The sequence below is a fragment of the Streptomyces aidingensis genome, assembly GCF_900112355.1.
Taxonomy (GTDB): Bacteria; Actinomycetota; Actinomycetes; order Streptomycetales; family Streptomycetaceae; genus Streptomyces; species Streptomyces aidingensis.
On the sequence record NZ_FOLM01000008.1, the window covers coordinates 1 to 15,193 of the forward strand.

A 15,193-nucleotide genomic window follows, 5' to 3' on the forward strand; every position below is an offset into this window, starting at 1 on the left:
GGACAGCCGCGCTGCGGCCAGCCTGCGGCCCGTCGCGTCCTGCACCTCGACGTCATGGTGGTCTTCGGCCCAGTCATCACCGATGAACAGCACCAGCACCCCAGCCCTTCGCTCTCATACGATCCTTGCGCGCAGCCAGCGGAAAGCACGGCTCGCGCCCTAATGGATCCAGTGCTCACGCCAATCTGTCCGGCGGGCACGCCATCCCATAAGCAGTCAGGCCTCCCGGCCGACCAGCTGGGGCACGGTCTGACCGCAGAACTCGCAGTGGTTCCGAGGTGGTGAGTGCTCACCTGCTGGCGGCTACGGACCGTAGTCTCTCCTACGGCCCGCTGAGCCCCATTAGAGGTGGCCGGTGCGGGCCTCCAGGGCGTGCAGCACGGCGGCCATGTCGGCGTCGGAGTGGCCCAGGGCCAGGGTTTCGGCGTAGAGGGCGTGGCAGGCGTCCAGAAGCGGTGAGGCCACGCCGGCCGTGCGGGCGGCCTCGGCGATGAGCCGGTTGTTCTTCAGTACGTCCGGAATGGCCGCCTGGACGGAGAAGTCCCGGGTGAGCAGCTTGGGGGCCTTCATCCGGGAGACGGCGCTGGCCATCGGCCCGGCGTCCAGCACGGCCAGGAACTGTTCCGGGTCCAGGCCGTGCCGTTCGGCGAAGTGGAATGATTCGGCCAGGCCGGTCACCGTGGTGATCAGGAAGATGTTCACCGCCAGCTTCATCAGCAGCGCGCCCGGGACCGGTCCGCAGTCGAAGGACCGGCCGCACACGGGGGCCAGCAGGGGGCGGACGGCGGCGCGCGCGGACTCCTCGCCCGCGACCATGGCGACCAGGCGGCCCTCCTCGGCCGGGACGCGCGAGCCGGAGACCGGGGCTTCGACATACGCCCCGCCGGCGGCGAGGATGTCCGCCTGGAGCGAGCGCGAGTAGTCCGGCGAGGTGGTGCCCATGTGGACGAGAGTGTGTCCGCGGACCAGCGGGCCGAAGGCCGGGGTGCCCCGGCCCAGGGTGGCGTCGATGGCGGCCTCGTCGGCCAGCATCATCAGCACCGTGCCGGCCCGGCCGAAGACCTCGGCGGGCGAGCCGGCCACGGCCGCCCCGGCGGCACGCAGCGGTTCGCAGCGCTCCGGGGTGCGGTTCCAGACGATCAGCGGGGTGTCCGCCCGGGCCAGGCGGAGTGCCATCGGCTGTCCCATGACCCCGAGCCCGAGGAACCCCGTCCGTTCGGTCCATCCCATCCGCTGTCACCCCTCTGTGGCGGTGTTGAACTGCGTTTCTATGACGGTCGTCATAGTAGGGGGTGCGAGCTGATGGCGACAGGTGCGCGCGGTCCCCGGGAACGGATGGTGTTCGCCGCCGCGCAGTTGATCCGACGGCAGGGGGTGACCGCCACCGGCATGCGGGAGGTGGTGGCGGAGGCCGCCGCACCGCGCGGCTCGCTCCAGCACCACTTCCCCGGCGGCAAGGAGCAGTTGGTCAACGAGGCCGTGGCCTGGGCCGGACGGTATGCGGCCGGGCGCGTCGCGCGCTTTGTCGCCGCGATGGACCGGCCCACGCCCAGCGGGCTGTTCGCCGCCATGGCGGGGCAGTGGATCGACGAGTACCAGCGGGACGGCTATGCCAGGGGCTGCCCGGTCGTGGCCGCCACGGCCGACCGGGCGGACGCCGCCGAACCCACCCGGCAGGCCGCGGAGGCGGCCTTCGCCGAGTGGACCGGGGCGGTGGCCGGGGCGCTGACCGGGATGGGCGTGCCGGCCGGCCGGGCCGGCCCGCTGGCCACGCTGATGATCAGCGCGCTGGAGGGCGCCATCGTCCTGGCCCGCGCCGAGCACAGCGTCCGCGCCCTGGAGACGGTGGCGGCGGAACTGGGCCCGCTGCTGGACGCGGCCGTGGGGTGATCCCGGGCGGGACGGCCGGACCGCGGCCGGTGCGCGGCCGGTGCTGCGGTCCCGCCCGGGATCACCGGGCGGCCGGACCAGTCGGACCAGTCGGACCGGTCAGGCCGGTCAGGCCGGTCAGACCAGGCTGTCCCGCCAGGCGCGGTGCAGATCGGAGAACTGGCCGTCGCCGTCGGCGATGAGGCCGGCCGGGGAGCCGTCCTCAATGATCCGGCCGGCGGACATCACCAGGACCCGGTGGGCGGTGACCACCGTGGAGAGGCGGTGCGCGATGACCAGCGCGGTACGGCCGCGCAGGGCCGTGGCCATGGCACGCTGCACCGCCTTCTCCCCGGGGATGTCCAGTGACGAGGTGGCCTCGTCGAGGATGACGACGGACGGGTCGGCCAGCAGCACCCGGGCGAAGGCGACCAGCTGGCGCTGGCCGGCCGAGATCCGGCCGCCGCGCTTGCGCACATCGGTGTCATAGCCCTCGGGGAGGGCGGTGATGAATTCGTGGGCGCCGATCGCCCGGGCCGCCGCCTCGATCTCCTCCCGGGTGGCGTCCGGCTTGCCGAGCGCGATGTTCTCGGCGACCGTCCCGGAGAAGAGAAACGCCTCCTGGGTGACCATCACCACCCCGCGCCGCAGCTCGGGGGTGGTCAGCTCCCGCAGATCGGTCCCGTCCATCAGCACCCGGCCGCCGGTCGGGTCGTAGAACCGGGCCAGCAGCTTGGCCAGGGTGGACTTGCCGGCGCCGGTGGCGCCGACCACGGCCGTGGTCTCCCCGGCCCGCAGGGTGAGGGAGAACCGCGGCAGGACCTCGCCGCCGGTGCGGTAGGAGAAGGAGACGTCCTCGAAGACCACCTCCCGGCCCGGGCGGTCGGCCGGTCGCCCGGGAAGGGTGACCGGCCGCTCCGGCTCGGGGACGTCGGGCCGCTGGGCCAGCAGGCCCGCGATCTTGTGCAGGGACGCGGTCGCCGACTCGTAGTAGTTGAGGATCATGGCGAAGCGGTCGAGGGGGTCGTACAGCCGGCGCAGGTAGAGCGCGCCCGCCGCCAGCACGCCCAGGGCGAGCTCTCCCTCGGCCACCCGGTAGGCACCCCACAGCACCACACCCGCGGTGACCGTGTTGGCGATCAGCCGGGAGGTGACCACGAACCGGGCCAGCTCCAGAATCGTTCCGCCGTTGACCCGCTCGTGGTGCTTGTTGAGCGTGCGGAACTCCTCGTCGTTGCGCCGCTCGCGGCGGAAGGCCTGCACCGGCCGGATGCCGTTCAGCGTCTCGTTGAACTTCACGATCACCGTGGCGATGGCCGAGGAGCGGCGGCTGAACAGCACGCCCGAGCGGCGCCGGAAGCCGCGCACCAGCAGGGCCAGCGGCACGAAGGAGAACAGCGCCGCCCCGCCCAGCCCGATGTCCAGGTAGCACAGCAGGGCCACGATGTAGACCACCGACACCGTGACGATGACCAGCTCCTGGAGCCCTTCGTCCATCAGGTCCCGCAGCGACTGCACATCGCTGGTGGAACGGGAGATGAGCCGGCCGGAGGTGTAGCGGTCGTGGAAGTCCAGGGACAGCGCCTGGGCCTGGCGGTAGATCCGGCCGCGCAGATCCAGCAGCAGCCCCTGGCAGGCCCGGGCGGAGACGGTGATGAAGCCGTACAGCAGCACGCCGGAACCGGCGGCGCAGGCCAGATAGACCAGCGCGACGGCGGTCACCGGGCCGTAGTCGCCCCCGGCCGCGGCCGGGACGGCCCGGTCGATGGCGATGGCCACCAGCAGCGGACCGGCCTGCACGGCCGCCTGCTGGAGCAGCAGCAGGACGGCGGCCAGGGCCACGGTGGCCCGGTGCGGCCGGACCAGGGAGAGCAGCAGCCTGCGCGGGGCGTTGCGCGGCGCGGGCAGCAGATCCTGGTCGAAGCCGTCGGACTCTCCGGCCGCGGTGCCGCCGCCGGTCCCCGGCGCCGGGCCGGCCGCCTCGGCCGGGCCCGCCGGCCCGCCGCCGGACGGGGTGGCACCGGACTGGCGGGGCCGGTCCTTCTCCTCGACTGTGGTGCTCATCGGACGAGGGCCCCCCGGGTCTCGCCGGTCAGCAGATAGCGGTATTCGTCGCTGCTGTTCAGCAGCTCGTTGTGGGTGCCCACGGCGGCGATCCGGCCGCCGGAGAGCAGCGCCACCCGGTCGGCGAGCAGCACCGTGGACGGCCGGTGCGCCACCACCAGCGCCGTGGTGTCGGCCAGCACCTCGCGCAGCGCGGCCTCCACCCGGGCCTCGGTGTGCACATCCAGCGCCGAGAGCGGGTCGTCCAGCACCAGGAAGGGCGGGCGGCCGACCACCGCCCGGGCCAGCGCCAGGCGCTGCCGCTGCCCGCCGGAGAGCGACATGCCCTGCTCGCCGACCTGGGTCTCCGGTCCGGCGGGCAGGGCCGCCACGAAGTCGTCCGCCTGGCTGACCCGCAGGGCGCGGGCGAACTCCCGGGAGCCGGCCTCCTCGGCTCCCATCAGGACGTTCTCCCGCACGGTGGCGGAGAACAGGGTCGGCTCCTCGAAGGCGACGGCGACCCGCTGCCGCACCTGGGCGCGGGAGAGCGCGGCGATGTCCTCGCCGTCCAGGGTGATCCGGCCCGAGGTGACCTCGTGCAGCCGGGGCACCAGATTGATCAGCGTGGTCTTGCCGCTGCCGGTGCCGCCGACCAGGGCCATGGTCTCGCCGGGCCGGATGTGCAGATCGATGCCGTCCAGTACGGGCGGGGTGCCGGGCGGCGCGTCCGGAAAGCGGAAGGTGACGTTCTCGAAGCGCATGCCGCCCGCCGCGCCCGGCCCCGGGGAAGCGGCGGCGGCCCGGGCGGCGGCCCCGGCGGCGGGGGAGGGCGGGTCGTCGGCCGGGAGGGGCTCGTCCATCACCTCGAAGTAGCGGTCGGTGGCGGTGGCCGCCTCGTTGCACAGCGCCAGCAGGAAGCCCATCGACTCCACCGGCCAGCGCAGCGCCAGCGCCACCGCCATGAAGGCCACCAGCGTGCCCGCCGTGATGCTGCCGTCCGCCACCCGCAGCACCCCGAGCACCAGCGCGCCGCCGAGGAAGAACTCGGGCAGCCCGTAGATCACGGCCATGATGGCCCCGAGCAGCCTGGACTTGCGCAGCTCGGTGCTGCGCAGCCGCTGCGACAGCTCACGGAACGCCCGGGCCTGGCTGCGGTGCCGGCCGAAGCCCTTGATGATCCGGATGCCGAGCACCGACTCCTCGACCACGGTGGTCAGGTCGCCGATCTGGTCCTGGGAGCGGCGGGAGGCCACCGAGTAGTGGCGCTCGAACACCAGGCAGACCACGATCAGCGGGATCACCGGGGCGATCACCACCAGGCCGAGCACCCGGTCCTGGTGGAGCAGCAGCCCGCAGCCCACGACGATCATGGTGGCGTTGACCACCAGGAAGGTCAGCGGGAAGGCGAGGAACATCCGGAGCTGGGTCAGATCGCCGGTGGCGCGGGAGAGCAGCTGCCCGGACGGCCAGCGGTCATGGAAGGCGACCGGCAGCCGCTGCACATGCCGGTAGATGTCGGCCCGCATGGCCGCCTCCACGCCCGCCAGCGGGCGCGCCACCAGCCAGCGGCGGAAGCCGAACAGCAGCGCCTCGGCCAGCCCCACCACCAGCAGCAGCAGGCCGCCGGCCAGCACGCCGCCGGTGTCCCCGTCGGCGATCGGGCCGTCCACGATCCAGCCCAGCACGAGCGGGAAGACCAGGCTCATGCCGGCAGCCACGATGGCGACCCCGGCGGCCGTGAACAGGCGGACCCGGACCGGCCGGACATAGGGCCACAACCGCAGCAGGGAGCGGACGACGGAGCGTTTTCGGGCAGGGGCGTCTTCGGGGGCATGGGCTGAGGCAGACATCAGCACCGAGCTTACGTATAGCCCCTGACACTTCTCACTCGGATTTTCGGCTGACCGGATCGGTCCCCGGACCCGGGACCGGAGTCCTGCGCCCCCCCCCGCCGCGCCCGGGCCGGGATACGGCTGTCGGAGGGCGGTCCTAGGCTGGACGCATGAGTCAGCAGAGCGAGTGGCACACCCTGCAGACCGCCCTGCGCACCGCCTCCGACATCGCCTTTCTGGAGGAACGGCCGCAGGGCGAGCAGGCCGAGGTGCTGGTGGACGCGCTGCGCCGGGCGGTGTCGGCCGCGCTGGCGCTGCGCGACGGGCCGGGCGACACCGGCTGCAGCGTGCATCCGTACGGACCGGTGGATCCGCTCCACGGCGACAAGGAGGATCCGCTGCCGCCGGGCTGGGGCAGGTGCCTGTTGTGCAATGACCGCCGTCGCCGTGCGGGCGCGCGGCGGCGCTCCGCCTGAGCGGGCCGCCCCGGGACCGGCCGTCTCAGGACCGGCCGCCGCCGGTGACCCGGAGCTCGAACCAGGTGGATTTGCCGTGCGGCTTCAGGTCCACCCCCCAGCGGCCGGCCAGGTGGTTGACCACGATCAGCCCGCGTCCGGTGAGCGTCCGGTGGTCGGGCGGCAGCAGGCAGGGCAGGGCGCGGGAGGGGTCGTGCACCTCCACCCGGATCCAGCCCCGGCGGCGCCGGAAGCGCAGGCTGAAGGCGTGGGCCCCGGCGTGCTGCACGGCGTTGGCGACCAGCTCCGACACCAGCAGCACCGCGTCCTCGGTCAGCTGGGCCGGCAGCAGCCAGCGCACCTGGAGCTGATGCCGGGTGAGGCGGCGGGCCAGGCCCGCGGATTCGGGTCTGGACAGCAGCCGCATCTCGCCTTCCGCCGGATCGGGTCTGCGGCTCCCCGGTGTGCCGAGGAGACCGTCGTCGCCGCTGCCGCCGAGAGGAGCCGTCTGCGCCGTTGCTGCCATGCCGTCCATGATGGCGTGCATATGCCATGCCTGGGGCCGATTCGACGGCAACTCAACATTACGATTTGACTGATTTCTTCCGCTGCCGCATACATATGCCACCGGCAGTTGAAGCCTTGATCACCGTGTTGACCAGCCATGACAGCCCGCGGGTGAGTGATCGCCAGTGGTGCGGAACGGCGTGGCCGCGCCCCGATTCGGGCGTGTGGCCGAGCCGCCCCTGAGTCGCAGTTGAGGAACCTCTGTTCGCTTATGGGCACACCTGTGTGGCTCCAAGGCGGTTTTCCGCCATACGCCGGTCACCGTGCGGACGGCCGGTGACCGGCGCGGCACCGGGGAGCTGGGGCGGCTCAGCGGGTGAACCTGGCCTTGCCGGGTCCCTCCTCCACAAAGCTGCGCATGCCGATCTCCCGGTCCTCGGTGGCGAACAGCGCGGAGAACCAGCTCCGCTCCAGGGCCAGACCAGAGTCGATGTCCGCCTCCAGCCCCGTGTCCACGCACTCCTTGGCCGCCCGCAGCGCCATGGCCGGCCCCCCGGCCAGCCGGGCCGCCCAGCCGTGCGCCTCCCGGTACACCTCCCCGGCCGGCACCACCCGGTCCACCAGCCCCATGGCGAGCGCCTCCCCGGCTTGCACCTGACGCCCCGTGAAGATCAGGTCCTTGGCCCGCGCCGGGCCCACCAGCCGCGCCAGCCGCTGGGTACCGCCGGCCCCCGGGATCAGGCCCAGCAGAATCTCCGGCTGGCCCAGCCTCGCGTCCTCCGCGGCGATCCGGATGTCGGCACACAGCGCCAGCTCGCAGCCGCCGCCCAGGGCATAGCCGGTGACCGCGGCCACCACCGGCTTGGGAATCCGGGCCACGGCGGTGAAGGCGTCCTGCAGCCCGCGCGAGCGGCTCACCATGGCCGCGTGGTCCATGGCCCGCATCTCCTTGATGTCCGCGCCGGCCGCGAACACCTTCTCGCCTCCCCAGATCACCACCGCCCGCACGTCCGCCCGGCGGGAGAGCTCCCCGGCCAGCTCGCGCAGCCGGTCCTGGACCGCGATGTCCAGGGCGTTCATCGGCGGCCGGTCCAGGCGGAGCGTGCCGACGCCGTCCGTCACATCCAGATGCACAGTCATGCGCGTCAGGTTAGCCGCCGTTCACAGCGGCGGGGCCGGTGCGCTTGCTCACAGCAGCGCACCGGCCCCGTCCGGCCGTCGTCGGCAGCCGGCGGTCACCCGCCCCACTCGGACCAGGCCATGTTCCAGCCGCTCAGGCCGTTGTCCGGGTCCAGGATGCGGTCGTTGGAGTTGATGACCTCGACCACGTCACCGATCAGCGAGTTCTCGTAGAACCAGTAGCCGGGCATCGAGGAGTCGTCGGCGCCCTGCTTGTCCTGGAGGCCCACGCAGCCATGGCTGACGTTGGCATTGCCGAAGGTGGACGGGCTGGCCCAGTAGTTGCCGTGGATGAAGGTCCCCGAGTTGGACAGGCGCATGGCGTGCGGCACATCGTCCAGGTCGTACTCACCGCCGTAGCCGACGGTGTCGCCGTTCATCCGGGTCTCCTTGAACTTCTCGGAGATCACCATCTTGCCGTTCCAGGTGTCCATGCCCGGGGCGCCCGTGGTCACCGGGATCGTCCTGATGCTCTCGCCGTCCCGCACCACATCCATCTGCTTGGCGGCCACATCCACCGTGGAGACCTGGCTGCGGCCCACCACGAAGGAACGCTCGTTGTACCGGGTGCCGTAGACGCCCGGCGCGCCCTCCACCCCGCGGGTGCGGAACTTCACGGTCACCTCGGTGCCCGGCTCCCAGTAGGTCTCCGGACGGAAGTCCAGCCGCTGGTTGCCGAACCAGTGGCCCTTGACCTCCACCGCCGGCTCGGTGACCACCTCGATGGCGTCCCGCACCGCGTCGGTGTTCTCGATCGGAGCGGTGAAGGTGATGGAGATGATGGTGCCGACACCCACCTCACCGCCGTCCTCGACCCAGTTCCACAGCAGGCTCTGGGTGTCGAAGGTGGCCTCCGCGGCCACCGTGGTGAAGGTGGAGGTCTGCTCCACGGTCTCGCCCTCGGGGTTCTGCCCCTTCGCGACGACCGTGTACTGAGACCCGTTGGCCAGCGGTTCGGCCGGCTCCCAGCCCGTTTTGTCCTCGGACAGCTCGCCGGGCACCTCGCCCTGCTCGTCCTCGGGACCGCCGGTCACGGTCACCTCGGTGAGTGTGCCGTTCGCCGCGGTGACCTTCAGCTCGCCCGTGGTGGCCACCGAATCGGCGCCGTCCTCGGGCGATATCCGGATCTCCACCGCCGGTGCCGCGGTCTCCTTCCCTCCGCCGCCACCGCCGCCGCCCGAGCTGTCCTTCTCCCCCGCCTGGCTGCTGCCCGTGCAGGCGGATACCAGCAGCAGCACGACACCCAGCAGCGCGGCGACCGCCCCGGTGAGCCCTCTGCTGCGCGGCTGCGTCCTCACGTCGCTCTCCCCTCGACACTGCCCGCGGCGCAGACGATCTTCTATGCGCCGTACAGCCAGGTAATCACACCGTTTCCCGCGTCCAGGCCCCGGAATTGTCACCGTTTCGTTCCAGCCTCCGCCAGGGTGCGGCCGGCCCGGGCCACCCGCGGGACGCCGGGGGACAGGAGAAGCCGGACGGGTGGCGGAGACGTACCGGGTGGCTGCGCAGCGTGACATCCCCGGGAAATCTGATGGAATGTCGGGTGGCTTCCCGTGCGGTACGGCCCGGTACGGCGGCCCGGCCACCGGGAAGAAAGAAGAAAAAGGAAACAAGTCACCACCATGACGGCAACCCGGGCGTCACCGGGTGAGGGGCAGGAGGCGGGCAGGTGTCCCAGGCATTCGAGCAAGGTGCCGCCCTCGGAGTGGAGAGCGGCGCCGGCCTCATCGTCGGCGGCTTCCCGTTGCCGGGCGGCCGGCCGGCCGGACTGGTCGCCGGGCCCTCGGTGCGGCAGGAGGTCTGGCCCGGCGCGCCCAACCCGCTGGGCGCCCGGTTCACCACCGGACCCGGCGGCGTGCCGGGCACCAACTTCGCCGTCTGGGCCGGCGGCGCCGAGGGCGTCGAACTGTGCCTCTTCGCCGACGACGGCCGCGAGATCCGCGTCGCGCTCACCGAGAACACCCACGAGATCCGGCACGGTTTCCTGCCCGGCATCGCCCCCGGCCAGCGCTACGGCTACCGGGTGCACGGCCGCTGGGACCCGTGGACCGGCGCCCGCTGGAACCCCGCCAAGCTGCTGCTCGACCCCTACGCCCGGGCCGTGGACGGCGAATACGCGCTGCCGCCCGAGGTGTACGCGCATGTCCGGGACTGGCCGCAGCAGGAACTGGCCGACACCGTGCGCGACGACCGCGACTCCGCCCCGCACGTACCCAAGGGCGTCGTGGTGCACGACCAGGAGAGCTGGGCCGACGACCGCCGCCCCAAGACCCCGTGGGCCGACTCCGTCATCTACGAACTGCATGTGCGCGGCTTCACCATGCGTCACCCCGGCATCCCGGAGGAACTGCGCGGCACCTACGCCGGGCTCGGCCACCCGGCCGCCGTCGAACACCTCACCCGGCTCGGTGTCACCGCCGTGGAACTCCTCCCGGTGCACCAGTTCGCCAGCGAGGACCATCTGCTGCGCCGCGGGCTGAAGAACTACTGGGGCTACAACTCCATCGGCTACTTCGCCCCGCACGGCGCCTACTCCTCCTCCGGCACCCGGGGCCAGCAGGTCGGCGAGTTCAAGGAGATGGTGCGCGCCCTGCACCGGGCCGGCATCGAGGTGATCCTCGACGTCGTCTACAACCACACCGCCGAGGCCGGCCAGCTCGGCCCCTGCCTCTCCCTCAAGGGCCTGGACAACCGCGGCTACTACCGGCTCGGCGAGGACCCCCGCTACTACGCCGACTACACCGGCTGCGGCAACACCCTGCATGTCGTCCAGCCGCAGGTGCTGCGGCTGATCACCGACTCGCTGCGCTACTGGGTGCAGGAGATGGGCGTGGACGGCTTCCGCTTCGACCTCGCCGCGGCGCTGGCCCGTTCCATGCACGACGTCGACATGCTCTCGCCCTTCCTGGCCGTGATCGCCCAGGACCCGGTGCTGCGCCGGGTGAAGCTGATCGCCGAGCCCTGGGACGTGGGCAGCGGCGGCTACCAGGTCGGCGCCTTCCCCCCGCTGTGGACGGAGTGGAACGACCGCTACCGGGACACCGTCCGCGACTACTGGCGGGCCGCCATCCCCGATGTGCGGGACCTCGGCTACCGGCTGGCCGGCTCCAGCGACCTCTACTCCTGGGGCGGGCGCCGCCCGTACGCCTCCGTCAACTTCATCACCGCGCACGACGGCTACACCCTGCGCGATCTGGTCTCCTACCAGCGCAAGCACAACGAGGCCAACGGCGAGAACAACCGGGACGGCAACGACGACAACCGCTCCTGGAACTGCGGCGCCGAAGGCCCGACCGACAACCCCGAGGTCACCGCGCTGCGCCGCCGCCAGCTGCGCAACATGCTCACCACCCTGCTGCTCTCCACCGGCGTGCCGATGCTGGTGGCCGGCGACGAGATGGGCCGCACCCAGGGCGGCAACAACAACGCCTACTGCCAGGACAACGAGACGAGCTGGATCGACTGGTCCCTGCGGGACGACCCGCAGTGGCGGCCCCTGCTCGACCTCACCGCCCGGCTGATCCGGCTGCGCCGCGACCACCCGGTGCTGCGCCGCCGCGCCTTCTTCTCCGGCCGCCGCACCGGGCCGGAGGGCCTGCGCGACCTGGCCTGGTTCCGGCGGGACGGCAAGGAGATGGCCCCCGAGGACTGGTACGCCCCCGGGCTGACGCTGGGCATGTTCCTCTCCGGCCGGGACATCCCGCAGCGCGACGAGCGCGGCCGTCCGGTGGAGGACGACAGCTTCCTGGTGCTGCTGCACGCGCACCACCGGCCCACGTCCTTCCGGCTGCCGGCCGGTCCATGGGCCGACCACTACCAGCTGATCGTGGACACCACCCGCGAGGACCAGACCCGCCCGCCCGGCACCCAGTACCGGGCCGGCACCGAGATCCCCCTCCCGGAACGCTCCGTCCTCGTCCTGCGCACCCTCAGCGGCCCGCCCGCCACCGCCTCGGCAGGCGGCTCCTGACCTCGGCCGGCCTCGGCCGGAGCCGGGGCTGGAGCCGAAGCTGGAGCAACGTCACCAGAGCAAAGAAGTGGGAGCGCTCCCAACTCACGAAGCCCTTAGCGGCGGGGACGGATAGGAAACGGCCGCGCGATTCGTGGGAGCGCTCCCGCTACTGAGTACGGTACCCCTGACCCGGCGGCGCGGGCCAGGGGTAGTCGGCGACAATCCGGTCGTTCTCCGAGGAGGCCCCCCTCGGCTTCGCCATCCGGGTGCGGCTCCCGTGTGACCGCATCATGAAGCCAGAGGGGGACTTGCCCCGTCAATGCCCATGACAACTATTCGGTGGCGGCATATGCCATGGCGTTCCGCGCCGAGGGCGGGGCGCGGCGAGGGCCGGCCGGCCGCGAGGAGCGGGAGACAACTCCATGCCCTGGAGCGGGCGTTGAGGCTACCAGCTTCGGGATCACGTCCACGGGTGTCCATGCCCGGAGTGGGCCTTCGGGAACGATGCGGCCAATGTCGCCAGTGAGCCGGGCTGCTCCGTTGTATCCGGAGCGGGCCCCACGCGACGTGCCGGTGCCACCTGATCGATCACGGCTCGGTACCGCGGCGGGTCCTCGCCGAACACTACCGCCTGCCGCGCGGGCCGGACCGCGGCACGTGCGCGTATCCGCTCCCCGCAGTCGTCCGGCCGTGCGGCACGGGTCAGGGCGGCTGCGTGGGCCTGTCCGGTGGTTCCTGCCGGGCATGCATGTGCCGGAAATCCAGGACATCCGTGGACTTCGGGAGGAGTCGCAGGGGCATCGCGAGCCCGGTCTGTGCCGCCGGACGGTCATAGACTCGGCACATGGTGATGATCCGCTCCACCCCGGACTGCGGCAATGCTCCCCGTAAAGAGGTACTCCGCGATCTCGTGGTCGCCCTCGCCGAAGGAGACGACGAGACCGTGGCCGCGCTTGTCGGCGAGGACGTGGCATGGAGCCTGGTGGGCGAGACGGTCCTCCGCGGACGTGAAGCCGTGCGCGCCTGAGCGGGCGGCCTGCCGGAAGCCAAGGAGGTCACCTTCGGCTCCCTGCTCACTCATGGCCGGGAGGCGGGCGTTGACGGCACGATCGAGGCGGCCGACGGCACGCGGTATGCCTTCTGCCATGTGCTCCGTTTCCCGGGGACGGCCAGGACGGCGAAGATCACCGAGATCCGCAGTTACGTTCTGCCGGTCACGTGAAGTCGGTCTTGCAGCTCGGTATCCGGGAGTCTCCTCCCGCCGACGCCGGCCGGCCGTCTCCGAAGTAGTTTCTATGCCCCTGAGGGGCGTTGGGTGCGGAACGCCGTGAGGTGGAACTCGCCGACCGGCACTTCCTGCTCGACCACTCCCTCGGCAAGCCGTTTCTATGCCCTTCGGGCGGGCGTTGGCTGGAATCGGGGGACGCCCCACCGTCACCGACGCGCTCGTGCGGGCGGTTTCTATGCCCTTGGGGTGGGCGTTGGTGTGGGAATGTCGGCTGGCTTCCGGGTGCCTGGTCCGCGGAAGTGTGGCGGTAGGGCGTCGGGGTGTTGCGCTGGGTCACATGCTGGATGGTCGGTGGCGTTGACCTGCGGGGACGGGTTGCGCGGAGGGCGGGTTCGGAAGTTCATGGCCGGAGCGCGGTAACTGCTGTCGGAGTGGCGGTAGATGGCAGGTGTCACGGTACCCGGAAGTTGGCGTGTGCTTCGATGCGGTGGCTGTCGAGGGTGAACAGCTGGCCGGGCCCGGTGCCGGGCGGGGTGGAGGTGCCCCGGCGCTCGTCGCGCTCTATAGTTGCGCTTCCGATAGTATCGATGGGGATAGTCTTAGGTGCGCTACTTATCCAGTGCTCGACAGTGTCGTCGAAGGCAGGTGCGTGATGGCAGGGTTTGTGGGGCGGCGGCGGGAGCTGGAGGTGCTGGGCTCGGCGCTGGCGCGGGTGCAGGAGCCCTCCGATCCGTCCCGGCCCGGACAGTGCGTCCTGCTGCGCGGCCGGCGGCGCATCGGGAAGTCCCGGCTGGTCGAGGAGTTCCTGCGGACGGCACAGGCGCCGTACCTCTTCTTCACCGCCAGTGGAGCCCCGGCCGAGGAAGAACTCGCCCAGTGGCCGATCGCGGCCGAGGAGAGCACCCTGCCCGACCGTGATCTGCTGCTGGAGGAGCCGCCCACCGGCTGGGGAACGGCCCTGCGCGCGCTCGCCCAGGCGCTCCCCGACGACCGGCCGAGTGTGGTGGTCATCGACGAGGTGCCCTATCTGATGGCAGCCGTGGACGGCTTTGAAGGCATCCTCCAGCGTGACTGGGACCGGCTGCTGAGCCGCAAACCGGTGCTCCTGCTGCTCATCGGTTCCGACCTGTCGATGATGGAGGCCCTGAACAGCTACCGGCGGCCGTTCCACCAGCGCGGCCGGGAGATGGTCGTCGGGCCGCTGAATCCCGCCGAGGTCGGGCGGATGCTGGATCTGGGGCCGGCCGAAGCCGTCGACGCCGCGCTGATCAGCGGAGGGCTGCCGCTGGTCTGCCTGGAGTGGCCCGCAGGGCAGGACACCTGGGGCTACCTGGAACAGGCGCTGCGCGATCCGCTGTCCGCGCTGCTGGTCTCGGCGGAGCGGTCCCTGGCGGCCGAGTTCCCCGACCAGGCGATGGCGCGCCAGGTGCTGCGGGCCATCGGCAGCGGCGAGCGCACCTTCACCAACATCGCCCGGGCCGCCGGCGGTATCGCACACACCACTCTCTCCCGCGCCCTGGAGGTGCTCATGGAGAAGCGGGTGGTGGCCGGGGAACTGCCGCTCTCCACCCGCCCCTCCAAGGAGCGCCGGTACCGGGTCGCCGACAGCTATCTGCGGTTCTGGCTCCGGTTCCTCGGACCGCACCTGCCGGAGATCGAACGCACCCGGGGCGATCTGGTCCTGCACCGCATCCGCCGGCAGTGGACGAGCTGGCGGGGCCGGGCGGTGGAACCGCTGGTCCGCGAGGCGCTGGCCCGGCTGCTGCCGCTGGGCGAACTCCCGGCGGTGCCTGTCATCGGCGGCTACTGGACGCGCGGCAACGAGGTGGAGATCGATCTCGTCGGCGCCGACCGCGAACCCGTCGCCCGGGAACTGCTGTTCCTCGGCTCGGTGAAATGGCTGGAGAACGCCCCCTTCGACGGCCACGACCTGGCCGCCCTGCACAAACACCGCGCCGCCCTCACCGACCGGCCCGTGCCGCTGCTCGCCGTCTCCCGCAGCGGAGTCACCGTCACCGGCCTGGCGGCGACCCTGGGCCCGGCCGACCTGCTCACCGCCTGGCACGCCTGACTGCCCCGGGCACCACCGCCCTGCCCCGGCAGGCGGGACGGGACAAGTCGGAGCTTC

11 protein-coding genes and 1 pseudogene are annotated in these 15,193 nt (G+C 72.0%); 5 read left to right on the forward strand and 7 right to left on the reverse strand.

What is annotated here, in order from left to right:
- Positions 1 to 342: 342 nt before the first annotated feature.
- Positions 343 to 1,230: an NAD(P)-dependent oxidoreductase gene (locus tag BM242_RS15370; protein WP_093839402.1), complete on the reverse strand. Its 888-nt coding sequence runs from the start codon at positions 1,228 to 1,230 to the stop codon at positions 343 to 345.
- A 72-nt stretch (positions 1,231 to 1,302) separates the two neighbouring features.
- Between BM242_RS15370 and BM242_RS15375 the strand changes: the two genes are divergently transcribed.
- Positions 1,303 to 1,890, forward strand: a complete 588-nt coding sequence (locus BM242_RS15375; RefSeq protein WP_093839403.1) for a TetR/AcrR family transcriptional regulator — start codon at positions 1,303 to 1,305, stop codon at positions 1,888 to 1,890.
- Between the two features lie 117 nt (positions 1,891 to 2,007).
- Here the strand turns inward: BM242_RS15375 and BM242_RS15380 are convergent, their stop codons facing one another.
- Positions 2,008 to 3,933, reverse strand: coding sequence for an ABC transporter ATP-binding protein (locus BM242_RS15380; RefSeq protein ID WP_093839404.1), 1,926 nt, complete (start codon positions 3,931 to 3,933; stop codon positions 2,008 to 2,010).
- A complete protein-coding gene (locus tag BM242_RS15385) occupies positions 3,930 to 5,762 on the reverse strand; it encodes an ABC transporter ATP-binding protein (RefSeq protein WP_093839621.1) in 1,833 nt (610 codons plus the stop codon). Before BM242_RS15385 ends, BM242_RS15380 begins: the two co-directional genes overlap by 4 nt.
- Positions 5,763 to 5,914: 152 nt before the next feature.
- On the opposite strand from BM242_RS15385, the gene BM242_RS15390 reads away from it, so the two are divergent.
- Positions 5,915 to 6,220 (forward strand): hypothetical protein, encoded by a 306-nt coding sequence (locus BM242_RS15390; RefSeq protein ID WP_093839405.1) that lies wholly within the window; start codon positions 5,915 to 5,917, stop codon positions 6,218 to 6,220.
- A 25-nt stretch (positions 6,221 to 6,245) separates the two neighbouring features.
- Here BM242_RS15390 and BM242_RS15395 read toward each other — a convergent pair whose 3' ends face one another.
- The 3 genes from BM242_RS15395 to BM242_RS15405 all read right to left on the reverse strand — a co-directional run bounded on the left by BM242_RS15395 (position 6,246) and on the right by BM242_RS15405 (position 9,183).
- The gene (locus tag BM242_RS15395; RefSeq protein WP_093839622.1) at positions 6,246 to 6,725 is read right to left on the reverse strand and encodes an ATP-binding protein; all 480 of its coding nucleotides are present in this window, start codon (positions 6,723 to 6,725) and stop codon (positions 6,246 to 6,248) included.
- 350 nt (positions 6,726 to 7,075) lie between these two features.
- Positions 7,076 to 7,846, reverse strand: coding sequence for an enoyl-CoA hydratase/isomerase family protein (locus BM242_RS15400; RefSeq protein WP_093839406.1), 771 nt, complete (start codon positions 7,844 to 7,846; stop codon positions 7,076 to 7,078).
- A 95-nt stretch (positions 7,847 to 7,941) separates the two neighbouring features.
- Positions 7,942 to 9,183 carry a L,D-transpeptidase gene (locus tag BM242_RS15405; protein ID WP_245834121.1) on the reverse strand — a complete coding sequence of 414 codons (1,242 nt, stop codon included), beginning with the start codon at positions 9,181 to 9,183 and terminating at the stop codon, positions 7,942 to 7,944.
- 371 nt (positions 9,184 to 9,554) lie between these two features.
- On the opposite strand from BM242_RS15405, the gene glgX reads away from it, so the two are divergent.
- Entirely contained in the window at positions 9,555 to 11,855 is a 2,301-nt protein-coding gene (gene glgX, locus BM242_RS15410; protein ID WP_425443863.1) for a glycogen debranching protein GlgX, read from the forward strand.
- A 442-nt stretch (positions 11,856 to 12,297) separates the two neighbouring features.
- Here the strand turns inward: glgX and BM242_RS31190 are convergent.
- Positions 12,298 to 12,546, reverse strand: a pseudogene (locus BM242_RS31190) (Scr1 family TA system antitoxin-like transcriptional regulator); the annotation flags it as partial.
- A gap of 135 nt (positions 12,547 to 12,681) precedes the next feature.
- Here BM242_RS31190 and BM242_RS28930 point away from each other — a divergent pair.
- On the forward strand, positions 12,682 to 12,864 hold the full coding sequence (locus BM242_RS28930; RefSeq protein WP_139238340.1) for a nuclear transport factor 2-like protein: 183 nt from the start codon (positions 12,682 to 12,684) through the stop codon (positions 12,862 to 12,864).
- An 853-nt stretch (positions 12,865 to 13,717) separates the two neighbouring features.
- Entirely contained in the window at positions 13,718 to 15,136 is a 1,419-nt protein-coding gene (locus tag BM242_RS15420) for an ATP-binding protein (protein ID WP_093839410.1), read from the forward strand.
- The last annotated feature ends 57 nt before the right edge of the window (positions 15,137 to 15,193 follow it).